Source organism: Actinomycetes bacterium (assembly GCA_024222295.1).
Classification (GTDB): domain Bacteria; phylum Actinomycetota; class Acidimicrobiia; order Acidimicrobiales; family Microtrichaceae; genus JAAEPF01.
This window is the reverse complement of the sequence record JAAEPF010000017.1, coordinates 97,355-117,335: the sequence shown is the minus strand read 5'-3', so window position 1 is coordinate 117,335 and position 19,981 is coordinate 97,355. Positions and strand designations below refer to the sequence as shown.

19 protein-coding genes are annotated in these 19,981 nt (G+C 66.4%); 4 read left to right on the top strand and 15 right to left on the bottom strand.

The annotated features are described in order from the left end of the window. Window positions 1-2: 2 nt before the first annotated feature. The 9 genes from phoU to GY812_03260 all read right to left on the bottom strand — a co-directional run bounded on the left by phoU (window position 3) and on the right by GY812_03260 (window position 9,195). Window positions 3-773 carry a phosphate signaling complex protein PhoU gene (gene phoU / locus GY812_03300; GenBank protein ID MCP4434511.1) on the bottom strand — a complete coding sequence of 257 codons (771 nt, stop codon included), beginning with the start codon at window positions 771-773 and terminating at the stop codon, window positions 3-5. Window positions 774-799: 26 nt separating this feature from the next. Next, window positions 800-1,684: a phosphate ABC transporter ATP-binding protein gene (locus tag GY812_03295; protein MCP4434510.1), complete on the bottom strand. Its 885-nt coding sequence runs from the start codon at window positions 1,682-1,684 to the stop codon at window positions 800-802. Window positions 1,685-1,698: 14 nt separating this feature from the next. After that, entirely contained in the window at window positions 1,699-2,670 is a 972-nt protein-coding gene (gene pstA, locus GY812_03290) for a phosphate ABC transporter permease PstA (protein ID MCP4434509.1), read from the bottom strand. A 19-nt stretch (window positions 2,671-2,689) separates the two neighbouring features. Beyond that, window positions 2,690-3,634, bottom strand: a complete 945-nt coding sequence (gene pstC, locus GY812_03285; protein ID MCP4434508.1) for a phosphate ABC transporter permease subunit PstC — start codon at window positions 3,632-3,634, stop codon at window positions 2,690-2,692. 151 nt (window positions 3,635-3,785) lie between these two features. Further along, window positions 3,786-4,790: a phosphate-binding protein gene (locus tag GY812_03280; GenBank protein MCP4434507.1), complete on the bottom strand. Its 1,005-nt coding sequence runs from the start codon at window positions 4,788-4,790 to the stop codon at window positions 3,786-3,788. 159 nt (window positions 4,791-4,949) lie between these two features. After that, window positions 4,950-5,381, bottom strand: a complete 432-nt coding sequence (locus tag GY812_03275; protein ID MCP4434506.1) for an NUDIX hydrolase — start codon at window positions 5,379-5,381, stop codon at window positions 4,950-4,952. Beyond that, window positions 5,378-7,480, bottom strand: a complete 2,103-nt coding sequence (locus tag GY812_03270; protein MCP4434505.1) for an RNA degradosome polyphosphate kinase — start codon at window positions 7,478-7,480, stop codon at window positions 5,378-5,380. The genes GY812_03275 and GY812_03270 overlap by 4 nt, the downstream gene beginning before the upstream one ends. 59 nt (window positions 7,481-7,539) lie before the next feature. Then, window positions 7,540-7,809, bottom strand: coding sequence for a hypothetical protein (locus tag GY812_03265; GenBank protein MCP4434504.1), 270 nt, complete (start codon window positions 7,807-7,809; stop codon window positions 7,540-7,542). A 177-nt stretch (window positions 7,810-7,986) separates the two neighbouring features. Beyond that, a complete protein-coding gene (locus GY812_03260; protein MCP4434503.1) occupies window positions 7,987-9,195 on the bottom strand; it encodes a trypsin-like serine protease in 1,209 nt (402 codons plus the stop codon). Window positions 9,196-9,666: 471 nt separating this feature from the next. On the opposite strand from GY812_03260, the gene GY812_03255 reads away from it, so the two are divergent. Then, entirely contained in the window at window positions 9,667-9,945 is a 279-nt protein-coding gene (locus GY812_03255) for a WhiB family transcriptional regulator (GenBank protein MCP4434502.1), read from the top strand. An 85-nt stretch (window positions 9,946-10,030) separates the two neighbouring features. Here the strand turns inward: GY812_03255 and GY812_03250 are convergent, their stop codons facing one another. Next, window positions 10,031-10,222 carry a twin-arginine translocase TatA/TatE family subunit gene (locus tag GY812_03250; GenBank protein MCP4434501.1) on the bottom strand — a complete coding sequence of 64 codons (192 nt, stop codon included), beginning with the start codon at window positions 10,220-10,222 and terminating at the stop codon, window positions 10,031-10,033. A 73-nt stretch (window positions 10,223-10,295) separates the two neighbouring features. Here GY812_03250 and GY812_03245 point away from each other — a divergent pair, with 73 nt between their 5' ends. Next, complete coding sequence (locus GY812_03245) at window positions 10,296-10,895, top strand: 5-formyltetrahydrofolate cyclo-ligase (protein MCP4434500.1); 600 nt, start codon at window positions 10,296-10,298, stop codon at window positions 10,893-10,895. Between the two features lie 78 nt (window positions 10,896-10,973). Here the strand turns inward: GY812_03245 and GY812_03240 are convergent, their stop codons facing one another. The 5 genes from GY812_03240 to GY812_03220 all read right to left on the bottom strand — a co-directional run bounded on the left by GY812_03240 (window position 10,974) and on the right by GY812_03220 (window position 17,098). Next, entirely contained in the window at window positions 10,974-11,297 is a 324-nt protein-coding gene (locus GY812_03240; GenBank protein MCP4434499.1) for a WhiB family transcriptional regulator, read from the bottom strand. A 355-nt stretch (window positions 11,298-11,652) separates the two neighbouring features. Continuing rightward, window positions 11,653-13,656, bottom strand: a complete 2,004-nt coding sequence (locus GY812_03235) for a hypothetical protein (protein ID MCP4434498.1) — start codon at window positions 13,654-13,656, stop codon at window positions 11,653-11,655. A gap of 122 nt (window positions 13,657-13,778) precedes the next feature. Beyond that, window positions 13,779-14,471 carry a DNA alkylation repair protein gene (locus GY812_03230; GenBank protein ID MCP4434497.1) on the bottom strand — a complete coding sequence of 231 codons (693 nt, stop codon included), beginning with the start codon at window positions 14,469-14,471 and terminating at the stop codon, window positions 13,779-13,781. Window position 14,472: 1 nt separating this feature from the next. Then, window positions 14,473-15,873: a magnesium chelatase gene (locus GY812_03225; protein MCP4434496.1), complete on the bottom strand. Its 1,401-nt coding sequence runs from the start codon at window positions 15,871-15,873 to the stop codon at window positions 14,473-14,475. Between the two features lie 331 nt (window positions 15,874-16,204). Further along, window positions 16,205-17,098, bottom strand: a complete 894-nt coding sequence (locus GY812_03220; GenBank protein ID MCP4434495.1) for a methyltransferase domain-containing protein — start codon at window positions 17,096-17,098, stop codon at window positions 16,205-16,207. A gap of 95 nt (window positions 17,099-17,193) precedes the next feature. Between GY812_03220 and GY812_03215 the strand changes: the two genes are divergently transcribed. Together GY812_03215 and GY812_03210 are read left to right on the top strand one after the other, a co-directional pair. Beyond that, window positions 17,194-17,994, top strand: a complete 801-nt coding sequence (locus GY812_03215) for a succinate dehydrogenase cytochrome b subunit (GenBank protein ID MCP4434494.1) — start codon at window positions 17,194-17,196, stop codon at window positions 17,992-17,994. 23 nt (window positions 17,995-18,017) lie between these two features. Beyond that, complete coding sequence (locus tag GY812_03210; GenBank protein ID MCP4434493.1) at window positions 18,018-19,946, top strand: fumarate reductase/succinate dehydrogenase flavoprotein subunit; 1,929 nt, start codon at window positions 18,018-18,020, stop codon at window positions 19,944-19,946. Window positions 19,947-19,981: the final 35 nt, after the last annotated feature.

Sequence of the window (19,981 nt, the reverse complement as noted above, 5' to 3'; positions counted from 1 at the left end):
GGTCAGTCCCCCGACTCGCCGTCGGCTGCCTCGTCGGGAGGCGGCACCACGCCAAGGCTCGCCTCGGCGGAGGAGTTGGCGCTGCGCAGCGCGTTGCGGGCCGCGGCGTTGGATTCCGGGAGCCACCCGGTGACCATGTAGATCACTCGCTCGCCGATGTTCACGGCATGGTCGCCGACACGCTCGTAGTAGCGCCCGATCAGGGCGAGCTGGACCGCTCCGCGAAGCGAGAGGTTCTCCACCTGGTGTGACTCGAAGATCGCCTCCACGTAGGAGATCTGCAGGTCATCAAGTCGGTCGTCGATGTCGTCGAGCGCTGCGGCGAGGGAGGTGTCGGCGTCGACGAACGAGTCGATCGCCGTGCGAATGAGAAACGCTGCCTCCACTCCCATCTGCTCGATGAGACCACGCAGCTTCGGTGTGAACTCAAGGTCGTAGACGCGCCTTGATGCCTTGCAGACGTTGACCATCAGGTCGGCGGACCGTTCCAGCTCACTGATCACGCGCAGCGTCGTGAGCAGCATCCGGAGGTCACCCGCCATCGGTTGCTGCAGGGCGAGCAGACGGAAGCACTCCTCCTCGAGCTGCAGGCTCAGCTCGTCGATGGCGTCGTCTCCGTCGATCAGCCGCTGTGCGCCTGCAAGGTCGCGATCAAGTAGCACCGCCGTACCCATGCCAACCGTCTCTGCGGTCATGGCGCCCAGCCGGACAAGCTCGCTCTTCAGATTGTCGAGTTCCTGGTGGTACTCGATCCTGAGTTCGTCTCCAGTCACGTGGCCCTCTCAGTGCCGGTTCGGGACTATCCGAAACGGCCGGTGATGTAGTTCTCGGTTCGCTCGTCAGTCGGGTTCGAGAAGATCAGGCTGGTTTCGTCGCACTCCACCAGGAGCCCGGTGCGACGATCCGAATCGGGGTTGACCTCGGCAGTGAAGAAGGCGGTGCGGTCGCTGACACGGGCCGCCTGCTGCATGTTGTGGGTAACGATCACGATCGTGTAGTCGGACTTGATGTCGGCCATCAGGTCCTCGATCGCCGCCGTGGCGATCGGGTCGAGTGCTGAGCAGGGCTCGTCCATCAGCAGCACCTCGGGCTCGGTGGCAATGGCCCGTGCGATGCACAGCCGCTGCTGCTGGCCACCGGACAGCCCCATGCCGGATTCGTGGAGCCGGTCCTTGACCTCATCCCACAGCGCAGCGCCTCGGAGTGCCTTCTCCACGGCGTCGTCCATCTCGGACTTCTTCACCTTGCCGACGATGCGCGGTCCGTAGGCGACGTTGTCGTACACGGACTTCGGGAACGGATTGGGCTTCTGGAAGACCATGCCGATCCGCTTGCGGACCTCCACAGGATTGACCTGGGGGTCATAGAGGTTGACACCGTGATAGCTGATGGTGCCGTCGACCCGAGCCGTCTCGATCAGGTCGTTCATTCGATTGAGGCAGCGCAGCACGGTGGTCTTGCCGCAGCCGGACGGGCCGATGAAGGCGGTGATCTCGTGACGATGCACGTCCATGGTGACGTCGCGGACGGCCTTGAACTCGCCGTAGTAGACGTCGAGTTCGCGCAGTTCGAACACCACCTCGCGGTCTGCCAGCACCTCCGGCTCCACTGCCACGGACGGCTCGCTCACGAGTTCACTCTCTCCGGTGCTCACAACCGCGTTTCTCCTCGGTGCCGTGTGCATCTTCTCACTCATTTCTACTGCCTCTTCTTCTCGAAGCGGTTGCGCAACAGGATTGCGGCCGTGTTGGCCACGAGAACCACGGCCAGCAGCACGATGACCGCCGCGCCCGCCACCTCGTCCCAACCGAGGTTGGCGGGCTTCTTCGCCCAGCTGGTGATGATCATCGGCAGTGCCGTGAACCGCTCCTGCAGCGACGTGACGTCGAAGAAGCCACCACCTGAGGAGAGAAACCCGGTCGATGCTCCGACCAGGATCAGCGGAGCGGCCTCTCCCAGCGCCCGGGCGAGCGCAAGCACGGTGCCGGTGAGAACTCCGGGGGCGGCGTAGGGCAGAACGTGGTGGCGTACGACCTCCCAGCGGGTCGCTCCCACGCCGAACCCGGCCTCGCGGAGCTCGTTGGGAACCGCCCGGATGGCCTCCGCAGCGGTGATGATCACGATCGGCAGCACCAGGATCGCAAGTGTGAGGCCGGCTGAGATCACGCTCTTGCCCTGTGACTCGGGCCCGGTGATGCTCCCCATCGCCTTCACGAAGAGCGTGAAGCCCAGGATTCCGTACACCACCGACGGGACGCCGGCGAGGTTGCGGATGTTGAGGTCGATGAAACGCGCCAGCTTGCTCTCGTGGTGGGCGTACTCCTCGAGGTAGATAGCCGCCGCGATGCCCAGCGGGAACGAGATCACCACGGTGAACACGCCGATCCAGAACGTTCCCTTGAGGCCCTGGCTGATGCCAGAGGCCTCGGGCTTGGACTTGAGCGTGCCCGTGATGAAGTCACCGAACCGGGTGGTGATCACCGGCTCGGCGAGCACCAGCATGTCGACCACGAGGACTGCGAGGATCACCACTGACATCAGCAACGACACCAGCATGATGATCATGAACACGGTGCCGCTGACATCGCCGCGGCCGGACTTGAGGGCCTTGTTGACCTTGTGGGTCGCTGCGGTCGGCCCGACGCCGGCAGGTGTGGAAATGACGCTCATCGCTGGTCTGGGTCCTCAGTCAGTAGGCGTGGCGCACCTTGCGCACGAACCGGTCCGCGGCCAGGTTGAGGCCAAGGGTGAACAGGAACAACAGCATTCCGACGAAGAACAGGCTCTGGAACGTGAGGGCCTCACCCTTGACCTGGTCCGTGCCGGCCGCCTGGGAGGCCATGGCCGCCGTCATGGTCTGGCCCGGGCCGAGCACGTCCACGGTGAACAGGGAACCGCCGGTTGCACCCGCAGCCAGGAACACCACCATCGTCTCGCCGATGGCTCGTGACACCGCCACGATGAACGCCGCCACGAGCCCGGACACCGCAGCAGGGATGACAACCTTCACGGTGGTCGTGATCTTTCGGGCGCCCACCCCGTAGGAGGCTTCGCGGAGCGAGTTGGGCACCGAACGCATCGCGTCCTCGGAGATCGTGGCCACGAGCGGGATCACGAGGATGCCCACCGCGATGCCGGCGGCCGCCATCGAGAAGAAGTCGGCCGAGGCGAAGATCCGTTGCACGAGTTCGGGCGAGATGAACGACAGGGCGAAGAAGCCGAGAACCACTGACGGGATGCCGGCGAGGATCTCGATCGTGGGCTTGAGGATCTTGCGCACCCGTGGGGGGGCGTACTCGGACAGGTAGATGGCGGCGCCGAGACCGAGTGGCACCGCCACCAACATCGCCACGACGGTCACCAGCAGCGATCCCACGATGATCGTGCGCAGGTCGTACATACCGCGGCGTGGGAACCAGCCGTCGCTCCACAGCGCGGAAAGCTCCACCTGGGAGATGAAGGTCCAGGCCTCGCCTGCGAGGGAAAGGATGATCGCGGCGCTGATCACCACGGAGGTGAGCGCCGCCGCGAGGAGGATGCGGCGGGCCGTGTTCTCGGCCCGGGTCCGCTTCTTGTCGCCGACGAGGTCGCTCACCGTGAGGCGTTTGTGCTCACGCAGGCCTAGGTCGGACATGGTGCTCCCAAAGCTGGGGGCCGGGCGGTTTCGGGGAGGTGCCCGGCGGCTTGGTCGAGGGGGTCGGAACGGTCGATGACGCTCCGGAGTCGGGGCGGGCTCTCGGCCCGCCCCGACATTACCGGAGAGTCAGTGGCTGGATACAGGTGACTCAGGCTGCGCCCGTGGTGCGGCTGTTCCACCGCTCCTGGGTTTCGGTCAGGGACTCGCTGGACAGATCGACGTAGCCGACGTCGGACACCGACTTGATCGAGTCGGTGAGGTAGTAGTCGACGAAGTCGGCCAGTGCCTGGTTGGACTCGGCCTTGGCCTTGTTCACGTAGATGAACAGCGGTCGGCTGAGGGGGTAGGTGTTGTCGGCGATGGACTCGTCGGTGGGGGCGACGCAGCCGTCACCCTCGTCGACCTCGAGCACCTTGACTCCCTCGGCGTTACGGGCGAAGGCGAAGCCGACCCAGCCGAAGCTGGTGTCCGAGCCCTGGATGCCCTGGATGATCACGTTGTCGTCAGGGGAGGCCTGGTAGTCGGGACGGGTCTGTGCAGGCTCGCCACGTTCCTCGGCAATGTCCTCCAGCGCGAGCTCGACGAAGCTGGCGTAGGTGCCGGATTCCTCACCGGGGCCGGTGATCGACAATTCGGCATCCGGGAGACCGCCGTTGCCGCCCACCTCGGTTGCGAGGTCATCGGCTGCATCCCAGGTCTCGAAGCCCTGGGACTCCGGGCCGACCAGGCCGTAGATGTCGCCGACGGCCAGGCAGGAGACGGCCTCGTTGGCCTCGCTTGTCATGGTCGCGATGCCGTCGTTGCCGATGCGCAGCTCGATGAACTCGATGCCGTTGGCCTCGCAAGCCTCGATCTGCTCGTCCTTGATCTTCGAGGATGCATCGTTGATGTCGGTCTCGCCGTTGCAGAACAACTCGAAGCCGTCTCCGGTGCCGGGACCGTCGACCGAGATTTCGACCTCGGGGTTCGCCTCGCTGAACTTCTCGGCCACGTCGGTGCTGATCGGCTCCACGGTCGAGGAACCCGAGATGACGAGAACGCCCCCGGTTCCTCCTCCGGAGTCGTCATCGCTGCTGCAGGCACCTGCGATGAGCATTGCGGCAGCCGGAATTGCCATGAACTTGGCCAAGCGGCCGGAGCGGGTGAGCTTCAAAGGATCTCTCCTTGGTTCGGTCGTTCGCTGCGGGGGGATTCCGCCGACGAACCGCAAGCTAGGAAAGCCGATTGAAGCTCGAACCACAGCGAGGTGAACGCAGGGTGAACAGCGCCGGAACCTACAGAGGGCGCCCGACAGCCCTGCGGCTCCTGAGCCTCAGGCGCGCTGGTAGCCGAGGACCCGTTGTGCGAACGCTGCCAGCACGTCGCGGTCTGCCCGGTAGGTCACCCGTTCCCACGCCGCCTCGAAGGGAAGCCACTCGACCGCGGAGATCTCGCCCGGGTCATCGGGGCCGAGCTCGTCCGAGTCACCGACCGGCTGCATGGCCCACCACTTGACCGCCTTGTCGCCCAACGGCGTGCTGTAGGTAATGCGGGTCAGCTTGGGGCCGAGCTCGCACTTCACGCCGGTCTCCTCGCGCACCTCTCGCAGCGCGGCCTGCTTGTGCTTCTCGCCCTTGTCGAGCTTGCCCTTGGGAAGCGTCCAGTCGTCGTAGCGGTCGCGGTGCACCACCAGCACCTCCACACCGTCGGTGCGCGGGCGCCACACGACGCCGCCGGCGGCCTTGATCACACCGGAGCGGCTCACCGCATCTCCACCTCGGAGCGCTTGCGCGCGTCCTCTTCCAGTTGCAGATGCGCCTCCACGCCGACGCCATCACCTTCGCCGCGGCGGGGGACCTTGCGCCATGCGTCGTCTCGCTGGGTCCACGCCAGCTGGTCGTCGGCGAGCGCCACGCCCAGCACCTGGTCGAGCTGCTCCTGGAGCGCAGGGTCCTCGATCGGCACTACCGCCTCGACCCGCCGGTCGAGGTTGCGGGGCATCAGGTCGGCAGACCCGATGTAGTGCACCGGCTTGGCCGTACCCCCGCCGTTGGCGAACCGGTAGACACGAGAGTGCTCGAGGTAGCGGCCCACGATGCTGCGCACCGTGATGTTGTCCGACAGGCCGGGCACGCCGGGGCGCAGGCAGCAGATGCCGCGCACGACGAGGTCGACGCGCACCCCGTCGCCCGACGCCGCGTACAGCTCGTCGATCATGTCCGCATCCACGAGGCTGTTCATCTTCATCACCACGTGGCCGGTGCCCTTGGGCGCTTCGCGCTCGCGGCGGATCAGCTCCACGATCCTCGGCCGCAGCGTGTGCGGAGCCACCAGGAGCTTCTCGTACTCCACGTCGCGGGCGTAGCCGGTGAGATAGTTGAACAGCTGAGTGAGGTCGGAGCCGAACGCAGGATCCCCGGTGAGCAGCCCGAAGTCCTCGTAGAGCCTGGCCGTCTTGGAGTTGTAGTTGCCGGTACCGACATGGCAGTAGCGGCCGACGCCATCGCCTTCCTCGCGCACGATCAGGCAGGTCTTGGTGTGGGTCTTGAGCCCGACCAGGCCGTAGACCACATGCACGCCCGAGCGCTCCAGGCGGCGCGCCCACTCGATGTTGTTCTCCTCGTCGAATCGGGCCTTGAGCTCCACGAGCGCAACCACCTGCTTGCCGCGCTCAGCCGCGTTGATGAGCGCCGCGATGATCGGCGAGTCGCCGGATGTGCGGTAGAGGGTGAGCTTGATCGTGAGCACGTGGGGATCGCGCGCGGCCTGGCGGATGAACTCCTCGACAGAGCTGGCGAAGCTGTCGTAGGGGTGGTGGACCAACACGTCACCCTCGGACACCACGGTGAAGATGTTGCGTTCGGCGTCGTCTTCGTCGGGATGCAGGCGGCGCTGGGTGACCGGCTGGAAGTCGTTGTACTTCAGGTCGTCACGGTCGAGTGCGTAGACCGACCAGAGGCCATCGAGGCTGATGGGAGCCTCGTGTGCAAAGACGTCCGCTTCGTCGAGCTCCAGCTCGTCGCGGATCAGGTCGAGTGATTCCGATGAGATGTCGTCCTCGACCTCCAGCCGCACGGCCTTGCCGAACCGGCGGCGGCGCAACTCCAGCTCGATGGCCTCGAGAAGGTCGTCGGCCTCCTCTTCCTCGACGGTGAGGTCGGCGTTTCTGGTGACCCTGAACGCCACGCTGTCCTCGACCTCCATGCCGGGGAACAGCTCGGCTGTGTGGGCGGCGATCACCTGCTCGACCGGCACGAAGCGCTCACCATCAGGCATCACCACGAAACGCGGCAGCAACGGTGGCACCTTCACCCGCGCGAAGCGCCGCTCCTCGGTGACCGGATCGCGCACGATCACACCCAGGTTGAGCGACAGGCTGGAGATGTACGGGAACGGATGACCCGGGTCGACGGCGAGGGGCGTGAGCACCGGGAAGATGCGGCGGTCGAACTCGTCGGCCAGCCATTCGCGGTCGTCGTCGTCCAGCTGTGCCCATGTGGAGAACCGCACACCGGCCTCGGCGAGCTGGCCACACACCGGTCCGAGGAAGATCGCGTCGGCCCGGGCACTCAGCTCGGCAGCGCGGTCGGTTATGAGTGCCAGCTGCTCGCCGGCGGTGCGGCCATCAGGGGTGCGGCTGCGCACACCTGCAGCGATCTGGTCCTTCAGGCCGGCCACGCGGACCTGGAAGAACTCATCGAGATTGGCGCTGAAGATCGCGAGGAACTTCACCCGCTCCAGCAGCGGTGTGGCGGGATCATCGGCGAGCGCCAGAACGCGGCCATTGAAGTCGAGCCACGACAGCTCGCGGTTGAGGTAGCGCTGTTGTGGGTCGTCAGCGTCGGTCTCCGCGGAGTCGGCCATGAGTCCATTCTACGAACTCACCGGCAGGTCGCGGGCTAACGGAACCGACCCGGACGAACTCAGCGGGAGTGGTCCTCCATGCCGGTCTCCCAGACCACCTCGATGCGCTCGCCCTGGCCGTCGCGGTCTACGCGGTCGCGATTGCGCCGGAACTGCGGGTCATGGGGCGGCAACAACATGAGTCGCGCCATGACCCGGGTACGGAACGCATCGATCAGCTCCGGGTCGCCGTCATCGGAGGTGATCTCCCAGTGAGGGGCCGTTGGGCCTGTATAGGTGATCCGTGCTGTGGCGATCGGGGGCAGTTCTTCCTCGCCCTCTTCGTCCACGGTTGTGTGCTCCGACATATGAGCGAGGATAGACGAACCCGCCGCGATGGCCTCACCCGACCGGCTCGTGGCGTGGGCGGCCCGAAGCGACGAGGGCCACCCCCACGCAAGGTGGAGGTGGCCCGCCGACGGTCCGGAGGTTGCGACGGATCCTCCGAAACGTTCTGGTGCCGCCAGTCAGCCCGAGCCGAGAGTGGCGGTGACCGACTGTTGTTCGCCGGTGCGTTCGATGAGGATCGTGATGGACTCGCCCGCTTCCTTCGAGCGGACTTCCTGGCCCACGTCTTCGGAATTGCGGATCTTGCGGCCGTCGACCTCGATGATCACGTCGCCTGCCTGAAGGCCTGCCGCGTCTGCGCCGGAACCCGAGGTGATGTCCTGGATGAACGCCCCGGAGGTGGCGGTCACCGAGAATCGGTCTGCCACGTCGTTGTCGATCCGTGCGACGTCGAGAGTGGCGACGCCGAGCACGGCGCGCTCTTTTTCGGCGTCCTTGCCGTCCTGGAGATCCCCGATCAGCTCGCGGATGGAGTCGATCTCGAGGGCGAAGCCGATGCTCTGCGCATCGGCGAGGATGGCAGTGTTAACGCCGACAACCTGCCCCTGCGCGTTGACGAGCGGACCGCCGGAGTTGCCAGGGTTGATCGCGGCGTCGGTCTGGATCAGGTCATCCAGCACGGTGCCGTCGGGGGCAACGATCGAGCGGCCGGTCTGCGACACGATGCCGGTGGTCACGCTGGGCTCGGCGCCGAGGTTGAGCGCGTTGCCGATTGCCACGACGTCGTCGCCAACCAGCAGGTCACCGGATGATCCGAGCTCGGCCGGCACCGCTGCGCCGTCGAGCCCGCTGGCCTGGATGAGTGCCACGTCGGACTTCGGTGCGGCGCCGATAAGACGTGCTTCGACGCTCTGGCCATCGGAGAAGTCGACCTCGATGCGATTGGCCCCTTCGACAACGTGTGCGTTGGTCAGCACGAGGCCTCCCTCGCTAAGCACGATGCCGGAGCCGGCAGCCTCACCCTGGCGGGAGCCCGTGTGGATCGACACCACCGAAGGGCGCACCTTGTCGAGCACGGCGCGAATGTCGAGGTCATCGCCCACGATCGTGCTGGACTCGCGATCGGGCAACGAGGCGGGCGCCGCGACGTTGAGCGGAGCCTCGTCGTCGCGGATGGTCATGGCGGCAGCGGTGATTCCTCCGGCCACGATGGCTCCGACGAGGCCTCCGATGAGCGCAGCCTTGATGCCACCGCCGGAGCGCTGGTTGCCGGGATGGGGCGCACCCGACGGACCCATGGGACCGGGTGCGGGGAAGGGTGGCGCATCGGCAGGGGGTGGCCCCTGTGGCGGGACTGCGCCACCGACCGGGGGGATGGGTGCGGTCACGGGACGTGACGTGGGCTCGGCTGCCGGCGGGGTCCATCCGCCAGGGGGCTGCCAAGCCGGCGCGGGCGGGGGCGAGGAGGGGGTTTCGCCTCCGCCCGCACCTGGCGAAACAGGTGGGGTGAGTGGGGTCGACGTGGGCGGTGCAACCGGCGGCTGGTGCGGTCGGGGGGTCGGCGGCTGGGAGGAACCCGGGTGGCCTCCGACGCTTTGCGGGGCCCCGATCTGGTCGTCTTCGTGCATGAAGCCGAGTATGCGCGCTAGCCGTTCGCTTGCCCACGTCACCCGGGCTCGAACCAGTGAGTGTTCTCAGAGCAGTGCGATATTTGCGCGTTTAGTAGGCGAATCAGGACTCTGGGTAAAGAACGTCTGTAGGAAAGCTCAGACTGTCGTCAAGATCAGGACACCGGGGAACAAACGGAGTCTACAGACCGTCGTACTTGGCGTATGGAGACAAGCACGGAGACGAAGTGGATGGCCGCCGGCAATTGTGCCTCTTCGGCACCAGCCATGTTCTTCCCCTCAGACGGCGTAGGCGTCGAAGTGGCCAAGCGGTTGTGCGAGGACTGCCCCGTGGCCGTGACCTGCCTCGAGTACGCGATCGCTAACCGGATCGACCACGGCGTGTGGGGCGGCACCTCGGAGCGTCAGCGCCGCCGCATCATCAAGGCACGGGCGAAGGAAGCCACCAAGGCCGGCCTTCGTTGCGACGACACGGCCGAAGACGAGGGTCTGGCAACCCAGGGCGTCTGAGCCCTGCCCGAGCGGCCAGCGCCAACGAGCCGCATGTCCGGCTGGGCGCGCAATTCAGACCCGTTCGCAGGGTCCCCCGCGAGAATCACTTCTTGGAGGAATTCTCCTCTGAATCGGCTGACTCGTCGTCCTCGGTCTCGTCCTTGCCTTCGGTGAGACCCTTCTTGAACTCGCCCTGGGCCTGGCCCAGGTTCTTGGCGAGCTTCGGTATCTGGGATCCACCGAAGAGCACCAGGGCGATGATCACGACGATCAGCCATTCGTTACCGCTGAACATGATTGCATCGTACCCGAGTCGGGCACGGTTGCCGCAGCGACAGCCCTCGGAGTGGTTCGCCTAGCTTCGGGGCATGGGCGCAGACCGACCCACCCCGCCGGACGTGGCACGCCGCCAGGGCCTCTCCGCTCGGCGGTCACTCGACGCCGCCGTGCGGGCCGCGCACAGCCGACACATCGCCAACACGCTCGGGGCGCTCGAGGAGGTGGCAGGCGCCGACATCGTCGGCGCCTACGCCGCCACCGGTGACGAAGTCGACCTGTCGGGCATGTGGCGTGCCCTTCGCACCGACGGCAAAGCCCTGTGCCTGCCGAGAATCGACCCGGGTGGCTCACCCACCATGGAGTTCGCCGCCTGGGCCCGTGGTGCCGAGCTGAGGCCGAACCGGTTCGGAATCGGGGAGCCGGTGGGGCCACCGGTAGGCGTGGAAGACCTTGACGTGGTCCTGGTTCCGTGCGTGGCCGTGGATAGGGCGGGCACGCGGGTCGGCTTCGGTGCGGGTTACTACGACCGGGCGCTGGGAAGGCTGCCGGCTGCCGAACCAGCGGCCGGCAGGCCCGTGTTGGTGGGTGTTGCCTACGAGGTGCAGGTGGTGGCGCTGATCGACGCGCGGCCATGGGACGTTCCCCTGGACATCGTGGTCACAGAGGCTGGGGTCAACCGGCCTCGCTGACGTGCCGAACCCGCGACTCCAGCACGGTCCGCCGCTGGGCAGCAGATCTGGCCAGAATCGGGATGGCGGGTTGGTCAGCTAGGCGGTGCGACTCTCACGCTCAGCGCGGGCGAGGGCCCGGGCACGACGCAGGCGACGACGCTCACGCTCACTGAGTCCACCCCATATGCCGAACTTCTCGCTGTTTTCGAGCGCGTACTCGAGGCAGTCCTCGCGCACCACGCATGCCCGGCACACGGACTTGGCTTCCTTGGTGGAAGCCCCGCGCTCGGGGAAGAACAGGTCGGGATCCACTCCGAGGCAGTTGGCGAAGTTCTGCCAACTCTCCTCTGGCTCGATCGGCTCGAGACCGACAACGGTCTCGGGCACTGCTTCCGGCCCCTGGCTCATGGTCTGGCTCATGTGTCCTCCGCTTGGTCCGCCCGGGAAATCCCCCTCCCGGGGCGTGCGGTTTGCTGGTGGTGACGGTGACCCACGGCCTCGGTGCCGTGCGGGCAACGCAGTCTGTCTTACCCTCGTTGATGGCCCATCGCTGTAATTACATCGATGTGATTGGGTATCCTTGCCCCATTCCCCAAGGGCGTCAAGCGGTTTCTCCACAGTGCATGGCGCGCGAATCACTCAGCGTGGGATTTGGGCCGATTTCACACCAAAACCCCGCTCATTTGCCACCAAGGGCGTTCGTCGGGCAGCTAAGGCGCTGGGATTTTCTGGAGTCGACAAGGCCGCAAGACCCCTGATTCGGGGCCCACGAGGGCTATCGGCGGCCCTTGATGAGGTTGCGCCGCTGGTCGAGGAAGTCGACCAGCACGTAGTCACCGAGGGTGTCAGGGGACGTGAAGAACGCCCTGCCGCGGTTCATCTTCGTGAGGTTCTCCACGAAGCGCTGCAGACCCGGGTCGGGGTCCAACATGAACGTGTTGATTCGGATGTCGTCGCGGGTGCAGCGAGAGACCTCCAGGAGGGTCGCATCCACCGTTTCGCGCACCGGCGGGTAGTGGAACTCGGGTTCGCCGAACCGGTTGATGTGGGCGGTCGGCTCGCCGTCGGTGATCATGATGATCTGCTTCGTGCCGGTCTCGCGGGCCAGCAACTGGCGGGCCAGCTGGAAGCCGTGCTGCATGTTGGTGCCGTACACGAAGTCCCAGCTCACCTCGGGGAGCTGCTCGGCGGTGAGGATGCGGCCCACCTCGGAGAACCCGACCAGGCCGAGGTAGTCGCGCGGGTACTGCATGGAGATGAGGCTGTGCAGCGCCATGGCGACCTTCTTGGCCGGCAGGAAGTTGTCGCGCATCGGCATGGAGAGCGACAGGTCGAGCATCAGCACCGTCGAGACCCGCACGGTCTGCTCGGTCTGCTCGATCTCGAAGTCGTCGGGGGTGAGGCGCACCGGTGACCCCTCGCCGCGTCGGATTGCATTGCGGATGGTCTGGTTGATGTCGAGGTTGAACGGATCGCCGTATTCGTAGGGCTTGGTCTGGTAGGCCCGCTCGTGCCCGATGCCCATGTCTTCTTGCTGGTGGCCGCCGAGGCGGTCCTTCTCGAGGGTGCCGAACAGCTCCGTCAGTGCGTTGGCGCCCAGCCGTCGCAGGCCGGCCGGGGTCAGTTCCAGGCGGCCTTCCTTCTGCTCGATGAGGCCGGCTTCGGTGAGCATCTTGGTGATCTCCGCCATGCGCTCGAGGCTGGCGGCGGGCTCCTCACCCAGCAGCTCGCGCACGCGGTCGGTGTCGACCTCACCCAGGGCGCCCGGCTGGGGGGAGCCCTTCAGCATCTGCTCCAGCTGGTCCAGGTCACCCAGCTCGCCCATCGCCTCCATCGCGGAGGCCATGTCGAGCGGGTCGGCTCCCTCGAACTGGTAGGCGTTGTCCCAGCCCGCGTCAGGAAACGCCTCGCGCAGGTTGCGCCCCAACTGGTCGGCCTGCCAGCGCAGGTCCATGTCCTCCAACAACTGGTCGCTCAGCTGCTGGAGCTGCGCCCGCTGCTCGGGGGTCATCGAGTTGAGCATCGCCTGGGCGGCAGCCATGCGCTGGGCCATGATCTCGAGCAGCTCGTCGAGGGTCTGGGGGTTCTCGGGGAAGAAGTCGCCGAACTCGTTCATGAAGCCCTCGAAGTCGGGCTCCTCGCCGGCGGCCCGCTGCTCGAGCATCTCGTTGAGCGCCGCCATCATGTCCTTCATGCGGGCCATGTCCTCGGGTGACATGTCCTGCACTGCGCCGCTGAGCTGGTCGACGTACTGCTGCATCAGCTGCTCCCGGAGCTTCTCGGTGAGCTCGTTGAACCGCTGCTCGGCCTCAGGGGAGATGAAGTCGTGGTTCTCCAGGCTCTTCACCTGCCCGGCGAGGTCGGGCGGCAGCATGTCGAGCTCGAGGTGCCTCTCGTCGGCTGACTGCCGGGCGAGCTCCGATCGGCGGTCGTCGCCGGATGCGAGGTCCTGGGTCAGCCGATCGTCGATCGCGCCGCGCTCGGTGTCGACGACGTCCTTCAGTTCCTCGGCGATCTCGTCGTAGACGCCGCCGAGGTCGAAGCGGTCGAGCGTGTCCTCGCGCCGCTCCTTCAGCTTGTCGAGGATGTCGCGCAGGCCCTGGATTCGTTCGCCGTTGCGGTCCTCGAAGCCCGACTGGAGCATCCGGCGCAGGGCCGCGTTGACGTCGCCGTGGTAGAGCAGGTCGTCGGTGAGCTCGCCCATCACGTCGAGCGCATCGAGCTCGAATCCGCGCTGGGTACCGTCCCAGGGTGAGTATCTGAACCGGGGCCTCGCCATCACCGCAGGCTACCGCTGCCCCGTGGCGCGATCTCCCCGCCCGCTGCTTCCCCACCGACGCTTTGTTGGTGCTCAATCACGGATTCCGTGATTGAGCACCAACAGAACACCCATTGCGGGGGTCATCGGTGCTTTGTGGCCTCGCGCACCGACAGGGGTGACAGGTCGGGGTGTGAGTCCACGAACTGCCAGACCTCATCGGGATAGGACCGGGCCAGGTCACGCAATGCCCAGCCGATCGCCTTGCGGATGAAGAAGTCGCTGTGGCCGATCTGCGCCTCGCAGTACCGGAAGACCAGGTCCGGATCCGCGTCCTGCTTCATGCTGAGCTGATGCAGGATCGCCGCGCGGGCGACCCACATGTCGTCGTCCACCACCCAGTCGTCGAGCTCCGAGCGGCGCTGCGGGTGCGACGTCACAAGTGTTCCGACGACCTTCGCCAGGGAGTCGACCGTGTCCCACCAGGACTTCGTGGCCACCAACTCGCGCACGTCGCCGAGCGCCGAGGACGGCAGGCGCCGGGCGACCCGGCGCAGCAGGTCGCAGCCGACGTACTGGAACTCCCGCTCAGGTTCTGCCCACAACCGGTGGGCCGCGGCCACGCATGCGTCGGGGCCGGCCGACACCTTGGCGGCCATGAACTCCTTCTGGGCTGCGCGCCGCGGAACCGAGCCCACACCGAGCATCGGGAACTGATTCTTCAGGTAGCTCTCCATCTCGGGCGCCTTCGACGGATCCGAGGCGGCCACGAGTGTCTCGCGCAACGCGGCCAGATCGCCCGGGGGCGGGTAGCGGGTGTCGCCCGAAGGCGTCATCTCAGCGCGAGCGGTACTGCGCCCGGGCGCCCACGGCGTCCTTGTTGAGGCGCTTGGAGAGGTGCAGCCCCTCGAGGACCAACTCGATCGCCGACGCCGTTTCGCCCTGGGTCGGCTCGGCGCCGACCAGCTCGGAGACCGGGCCCCGGAACGCCGGCAGCGATTCGATGAGTGACATGTAGTCCGCAGAGGAGATGTCCTCGCCGGTCTCGACCGGATCGGCTTGCTCGATCTGCTCCACCACGGCGGTCAACTGCTGAGGGGTTACCCGCTCCCGGAACACCTCGAGGATGGCCGAGCGGATCAGGTGATCGAGGATCTGGCCTTCGCGGCCGTCCTCCAGGGTCTCGATCTCCACCTTGCCCGCAGTGGACGCAGGCAACGCCTCGAGGTCACAGATCCGGGGTACGACCTCGTCCTCCCCGGAGGACAGGGCGCGGCGCGCCGCGTTGGCGACCATCACCTCGAAGTTGGAGACCGACAGGCGCACCGACACACCGGAGCGCTGCGAGATGTGGGCGCTGTCACGGGCCAGCTGACTCAACGTGGCGACCACCTCGACCATGTGGTCAGGCACCCTCACGGCAACCCCGTCGGCCTCGAAGGGCTGCGCCTCCTGCTTGATGATCGTGACCTCGGTGTCCACATCCAGCGGATAGTGGGTGCGCACCTGGCTGCCGAAGCGGTCCTTGAGCGGGGTGATCAACCGGCCGCGGTTGGTGTAGTCCTCCGGGTTGGCCGAGGCCACCAGCAGCACATCGAGCGGCAGGCGCACCTTGTAGCCGCGGATCTGCACGTCACGTTCCTCGAGCACGTTGAGCAGGCCCACCTGGATGCGCTCGGCCAGATCAGGCAGCTCGTTGATCGCGAACACGCCCCGGTTGGTGCGCGGCACCAGCCCGTAGTGCAGCGTCAGCTCGTCGGACAGGTAACGACCCTCGGCCACCTTGATCGGGTCGACCTCGCCGATCAGGTCCGCGATCGAGGTGTCGGGCGTGGCCAGCTTCTCGCCGAAGCGCATGCTGCGGTGCACCCAGTCGATCGGGGTGTCGTTGCCCATCTCCTCGACCAGTGACTTCGCGTGTGCCGAAACGGGGTTGTAGGGGTCGTCGTTGATCTCGGATCCCTCGACGATCGGCATCCATTCATCGAGCAGGTCGACGAGTTCGCGGATCATGCGGGTCTTGGCCTGGCCACGTTCGCCGAGGAAGATCACGTCGTGGCCGGCCAGCAGTGCGTTCTCCAGCTGGGGGAACACCGTGTCCTCGTAGCCGAGGACTTCTGGGAACAGCTGCTCACCCGCCGCGATCCGCTGGGCGGCATTGCGCCTGATCTCGGTCTTGACGGGAACGGACTCCCATCCGGATGCCCGTAGTTCTCCAATGGTGCTCGGCTTCGCCATCCGTCGACCATACCCAACGACCAGTTGGCTGCGGGAGCGGTTGTCGACCGGCCACTGGACCGACTCGACTCGGCACCTGAGAGAGCGCTCGGGATTTCGCCCACTGATTCGTCTCAATCATGAGCCCCGGGAATCCGGCCGGCGCTGCGACGGTTCCTATCGGTACATCCCCCCAACCCCAACCACCCGAGCCCGTCGATTGTCGCCCCGATCGACGGGCTCGTAGGTTTTCAGGCCGAGGGTCGTGCCCGCGGGATGTGCTGGGCCACTCAACCGCAAACGATGAGTGGCAGGGAGTCACAGCGACGCTGGGCCACTCGACCTTTGCACTTCAGTGGCGCAGCACAACTGCCACCCATCCGCCCTCCTGAAGCTCCCAGCTCACGTCGTCGTCCACGGCACCCACGGCTTCGAGCACCCGCCCGCGCTGGTGCGCGAGGAAGCCGCTCAGCACGATCGCACCGCCATCAACCAACGATGCGCCCAGCACACGGCCCAGCTCCTCGATCGTGCCGACGAGCAGGTTCGCCACCACGAGGTCATACCGGTCCCCCGCTGCCGGTAGGCCGGCTGAGCTGTAGCGGTAGCGATCAGCCACACCATTCAGCTCGGCGCAGTGGGTCGACTCGCGCTCGGCGGCCGGGTCGATGTCCACCCCGGTCGCGGAGCCGGCGCCGAGCAGCAGGGCCGTGACCGCCAACACCCCGCTGCCCGTGCCCACGTCGAGCACCCGTTCACCGCCGTCGACGATGTCGCCGAGGATCTCCGCGCACATGGCGGTCGTCGGATGGCTGCCGGAGCCGAAGGTCGACTCCGGGTCGACCACCACCTCGACCGTCACGCCTCCGGGCATGCCCGCCTCGGCGCCGCCATGGTTCACCTGCGGTAGGTCGGGTTCGACCCACTTCGGCCTGATCAGCACCCGTCCGGCGCGCTGGGCCACCGCGTGTTCGCGCCAAGAATCACTCCACGCCGGGTCGACCTCGAGCTGGCGCACAACCGAGCCGGGTAGACGCTCAGCGCACCAGCGCTGCAGGCCACCGACCGCCCCGGGCTCCAGGTCTCCCACCAGCCGGTCGCCCCCGTCGAGCTCGGCTACCGCCGATGCACCCCGCACCAGCAGCTGGTCGGCCACCAGCTCCCCAGCGGCTCCCGTGTGGCTCACCTCCACCGGCACCCGACCCTGCGGGGCCAGTGGCCATTGCGACTCACCGTCGGATCCCACGCCTCGAACCTACCGAGGTCAGCGTTCGGGAACGACTTGACCGGTGCAAGTGAGGGGCGTTTTCCGTGCCCCGTCGGGCCGAAGTAGTTTCACAGGTGGCCGACACGAGGTCGGCCGACGCCAACCCCTCGGAGGCACTGGGCATGACCCAAGCCATTGAGCGCCCCGGAGCAGACGCTCCGGAGGTCAACGGGCCACACCGCAACCGCAAGCCATGGCCACTGGACTTCCTCTCCACAGCCGTCGGCCTGAAGTGGATCATGGCCGTCACAGGCATCCTGCTGATCGGCTTCGTGATCGCACACGCCTTCGGCAACACCAAGATGTACTTCGGTGCAGAAGAGCTGGACGCCTATGCGGAGTCGCTCAAGACGCTCCTCTATCCGCTGGTTCCGAAGACCTGGGTGCTCTGGGCATTCCGCATCGGGCTGGTCGTCGCATTCGGGGCCCACATCGCTTCCGCCATAGCTCTCACGAGGATGAACCATCGTTCCCGGCCCACCAAGTACCAGTCCCCGCGCAGCTACATCGCGGCCAACTTCGCCAGCCGTTCGATGCGCTGGACGGGGATCATCGTCGCCCTGTTCCTTCTGTGGCACCTCGCGGACTTCACCTGGGGCGTCAAGGCGGTCAACCCCGACTTCGTGAAGGGCGACGTCTACGACAACATGGTGGCGAGCTTCGAACGGGTACCGGTGGCGCTGCTGTACATCGTCGCCAACATCGCGCTCGGAATACACCTCTTCCACGGGGCCTGGTCGATGTTCCAGTCCATGGGGATCAACAGCCCCCGTTACAACGGCATTCGCCGTTGGATCGCAGGCGGCATCGCCGTAGCGATCACCGTCGTCAACGTCTCCTTCCCGATCTCAGTGCAGCTCGGGATAGTCGGCTGAGCCGACCCAAAGAAGGACCACAAGTGACCGTCACGCTCGACTCCAAGATCCCCGAGGGCCCACTGGCCGACAAGTGGGACAACCACAAGTTCGACCTCAAGCTCGTCGCACCCAACAACCGCCGCAAGTTCGAGGTGATCGTGGTGGGCACCGGCCTCGCCGGCGCAGCCGCAGCAGCCTCGCTCGGGGAGCTCGGCTACAACGTCCAGGTCTTCACGTACCACGACTCACCCCGGCGGGCGCACTCAATCGCCGCCCAGGGCGGGATCAACGCCGCGAAGAACTACAAGAACGACGGGGACTCCGTCTTCCGCCTGTTCTACGACACGATCAAGGGCGGCGACTACCGCAGCCGCGAGGCCAACGTGTACCGGCTCGCGCAGGTCTCCGGGAACATCATCGACCAGTGCGCCGGACAGGGCGTGCCCTTCGCCCGCGAGTACGGCGGACTGCTCGACAACCGCTCCTTCGGCGGCGCCCAGGTGGCACGCACCTTCTACGCCCGGGGTCAGACCGGCCAGCAGTTGCTGCTCGGCGCCTACCAAGCGCTGGCCCGCCAGATCAATCTCGGCACGGTCACGCTCCACAACCGCACCGAGATGCTCGACGTGGTCGTCAAGGACGGCCGGGCGGTCGGCATCACTACCCGTGACCTGCTCACCGGCGAGGTTGCAGCCCATTCAGGACACGCGGTCATGCTGTGCACCGGCGGCTACGGCAACGTCTATTACCTGTCGACCAATGCCAAGGCGTGCAACGTCACCGCGACCTGGCGGGCACACAGGAAGGGGGCGGCGTTCGCCAACCCCTGCTTCACGCAGATCCACCCGACCTGCATCCCGCCGGCCGACGAGTTCCAGTCGAAGCTGACCCTCATGTCGGAATCGCTCCGCAACGATGGCCGGATCTGGGCACCAACCGAGTTCGACGAGACCCGCGACGCGTCGGACATCCCAGAGTCCGAGCGCGACTACTACCTCGAGCGCAAGTACCCGAGCTTCGGCAACCTGGTGCCCCGCGACGTCGCCTCCCGCAACGCCAAGACGGTGGTCGACGAGGGCCGAGGGGTCGGCGAGCTCAAGAACGGTGTGTTCCTCGACTTTGCCGACTCGATCAGCCGACTCGGTGAGGACACGATCCGGGAGCGCTACGGGAACCTGTTCGACATGTACGAACGCATCACCGGCGAGAACCCCTACCGCCAGCCGATGCGTATCTACCCCGCCACGCACTACACGATGGGCGGCCTCTGGGTGGACTACAACCTCCAAACCACCATCCCGGGACTGTTCGCCCTCGGTGAGGCCAACTTCTCAGACCACGGCGCCAACCGTCTCGGTGCGTCTGCGCTGATGCAGGGCCTCTCCGACGGCTACTTCGTGGGCCCGTCGACGGTGGCCGGATACCTCGCCGAGTTGCTCGGCACCGACCCGGTGCCGACCGACGACCCGGCCTTCACCGAGACCGTGGCCGACACCGAGGGCCGGATCCAGCGCCTCATGGGCATTGGCGGCACCAAGTCGGTGGACCACTACCACCGCGAGCTCGGCAAGATCGTCTGGGACTACTGCGGCATGAGCCGCAACCGGGCAGGTCTCGAGAAGGCCCTCTCGGAGATCCCGACTCTGCGCGAGGAGTTCTGGAAGGACCTGAGGATCACCGGCTCGGCGACGGGCATGAACCAGTCACTGGAGAAGGCCCTTCGAGTCGCCGACTTCATGGAGATGGCCGAGCTGAAGGTGCTGGACGCGCTGCGCCGCGAGGAGTCTTGCGGCGGCCACTTCCGCGAGGAGAGCCAGACCGAGGAGGGCGAGGCGCTCCGCGACGACGAGAACTTCGCCTACGTCGCAGCATGGGAATACGCCGGCGACGACATCGGCAACGACTCCGTGCTCAACAAGGAACCGCTGGAGTTCGACAACGTCGAATTGACCCAGCGCAGCTACAAGTAGCAGGGCGGACCAAGGATGCTCGAAGAAGCGAGGAA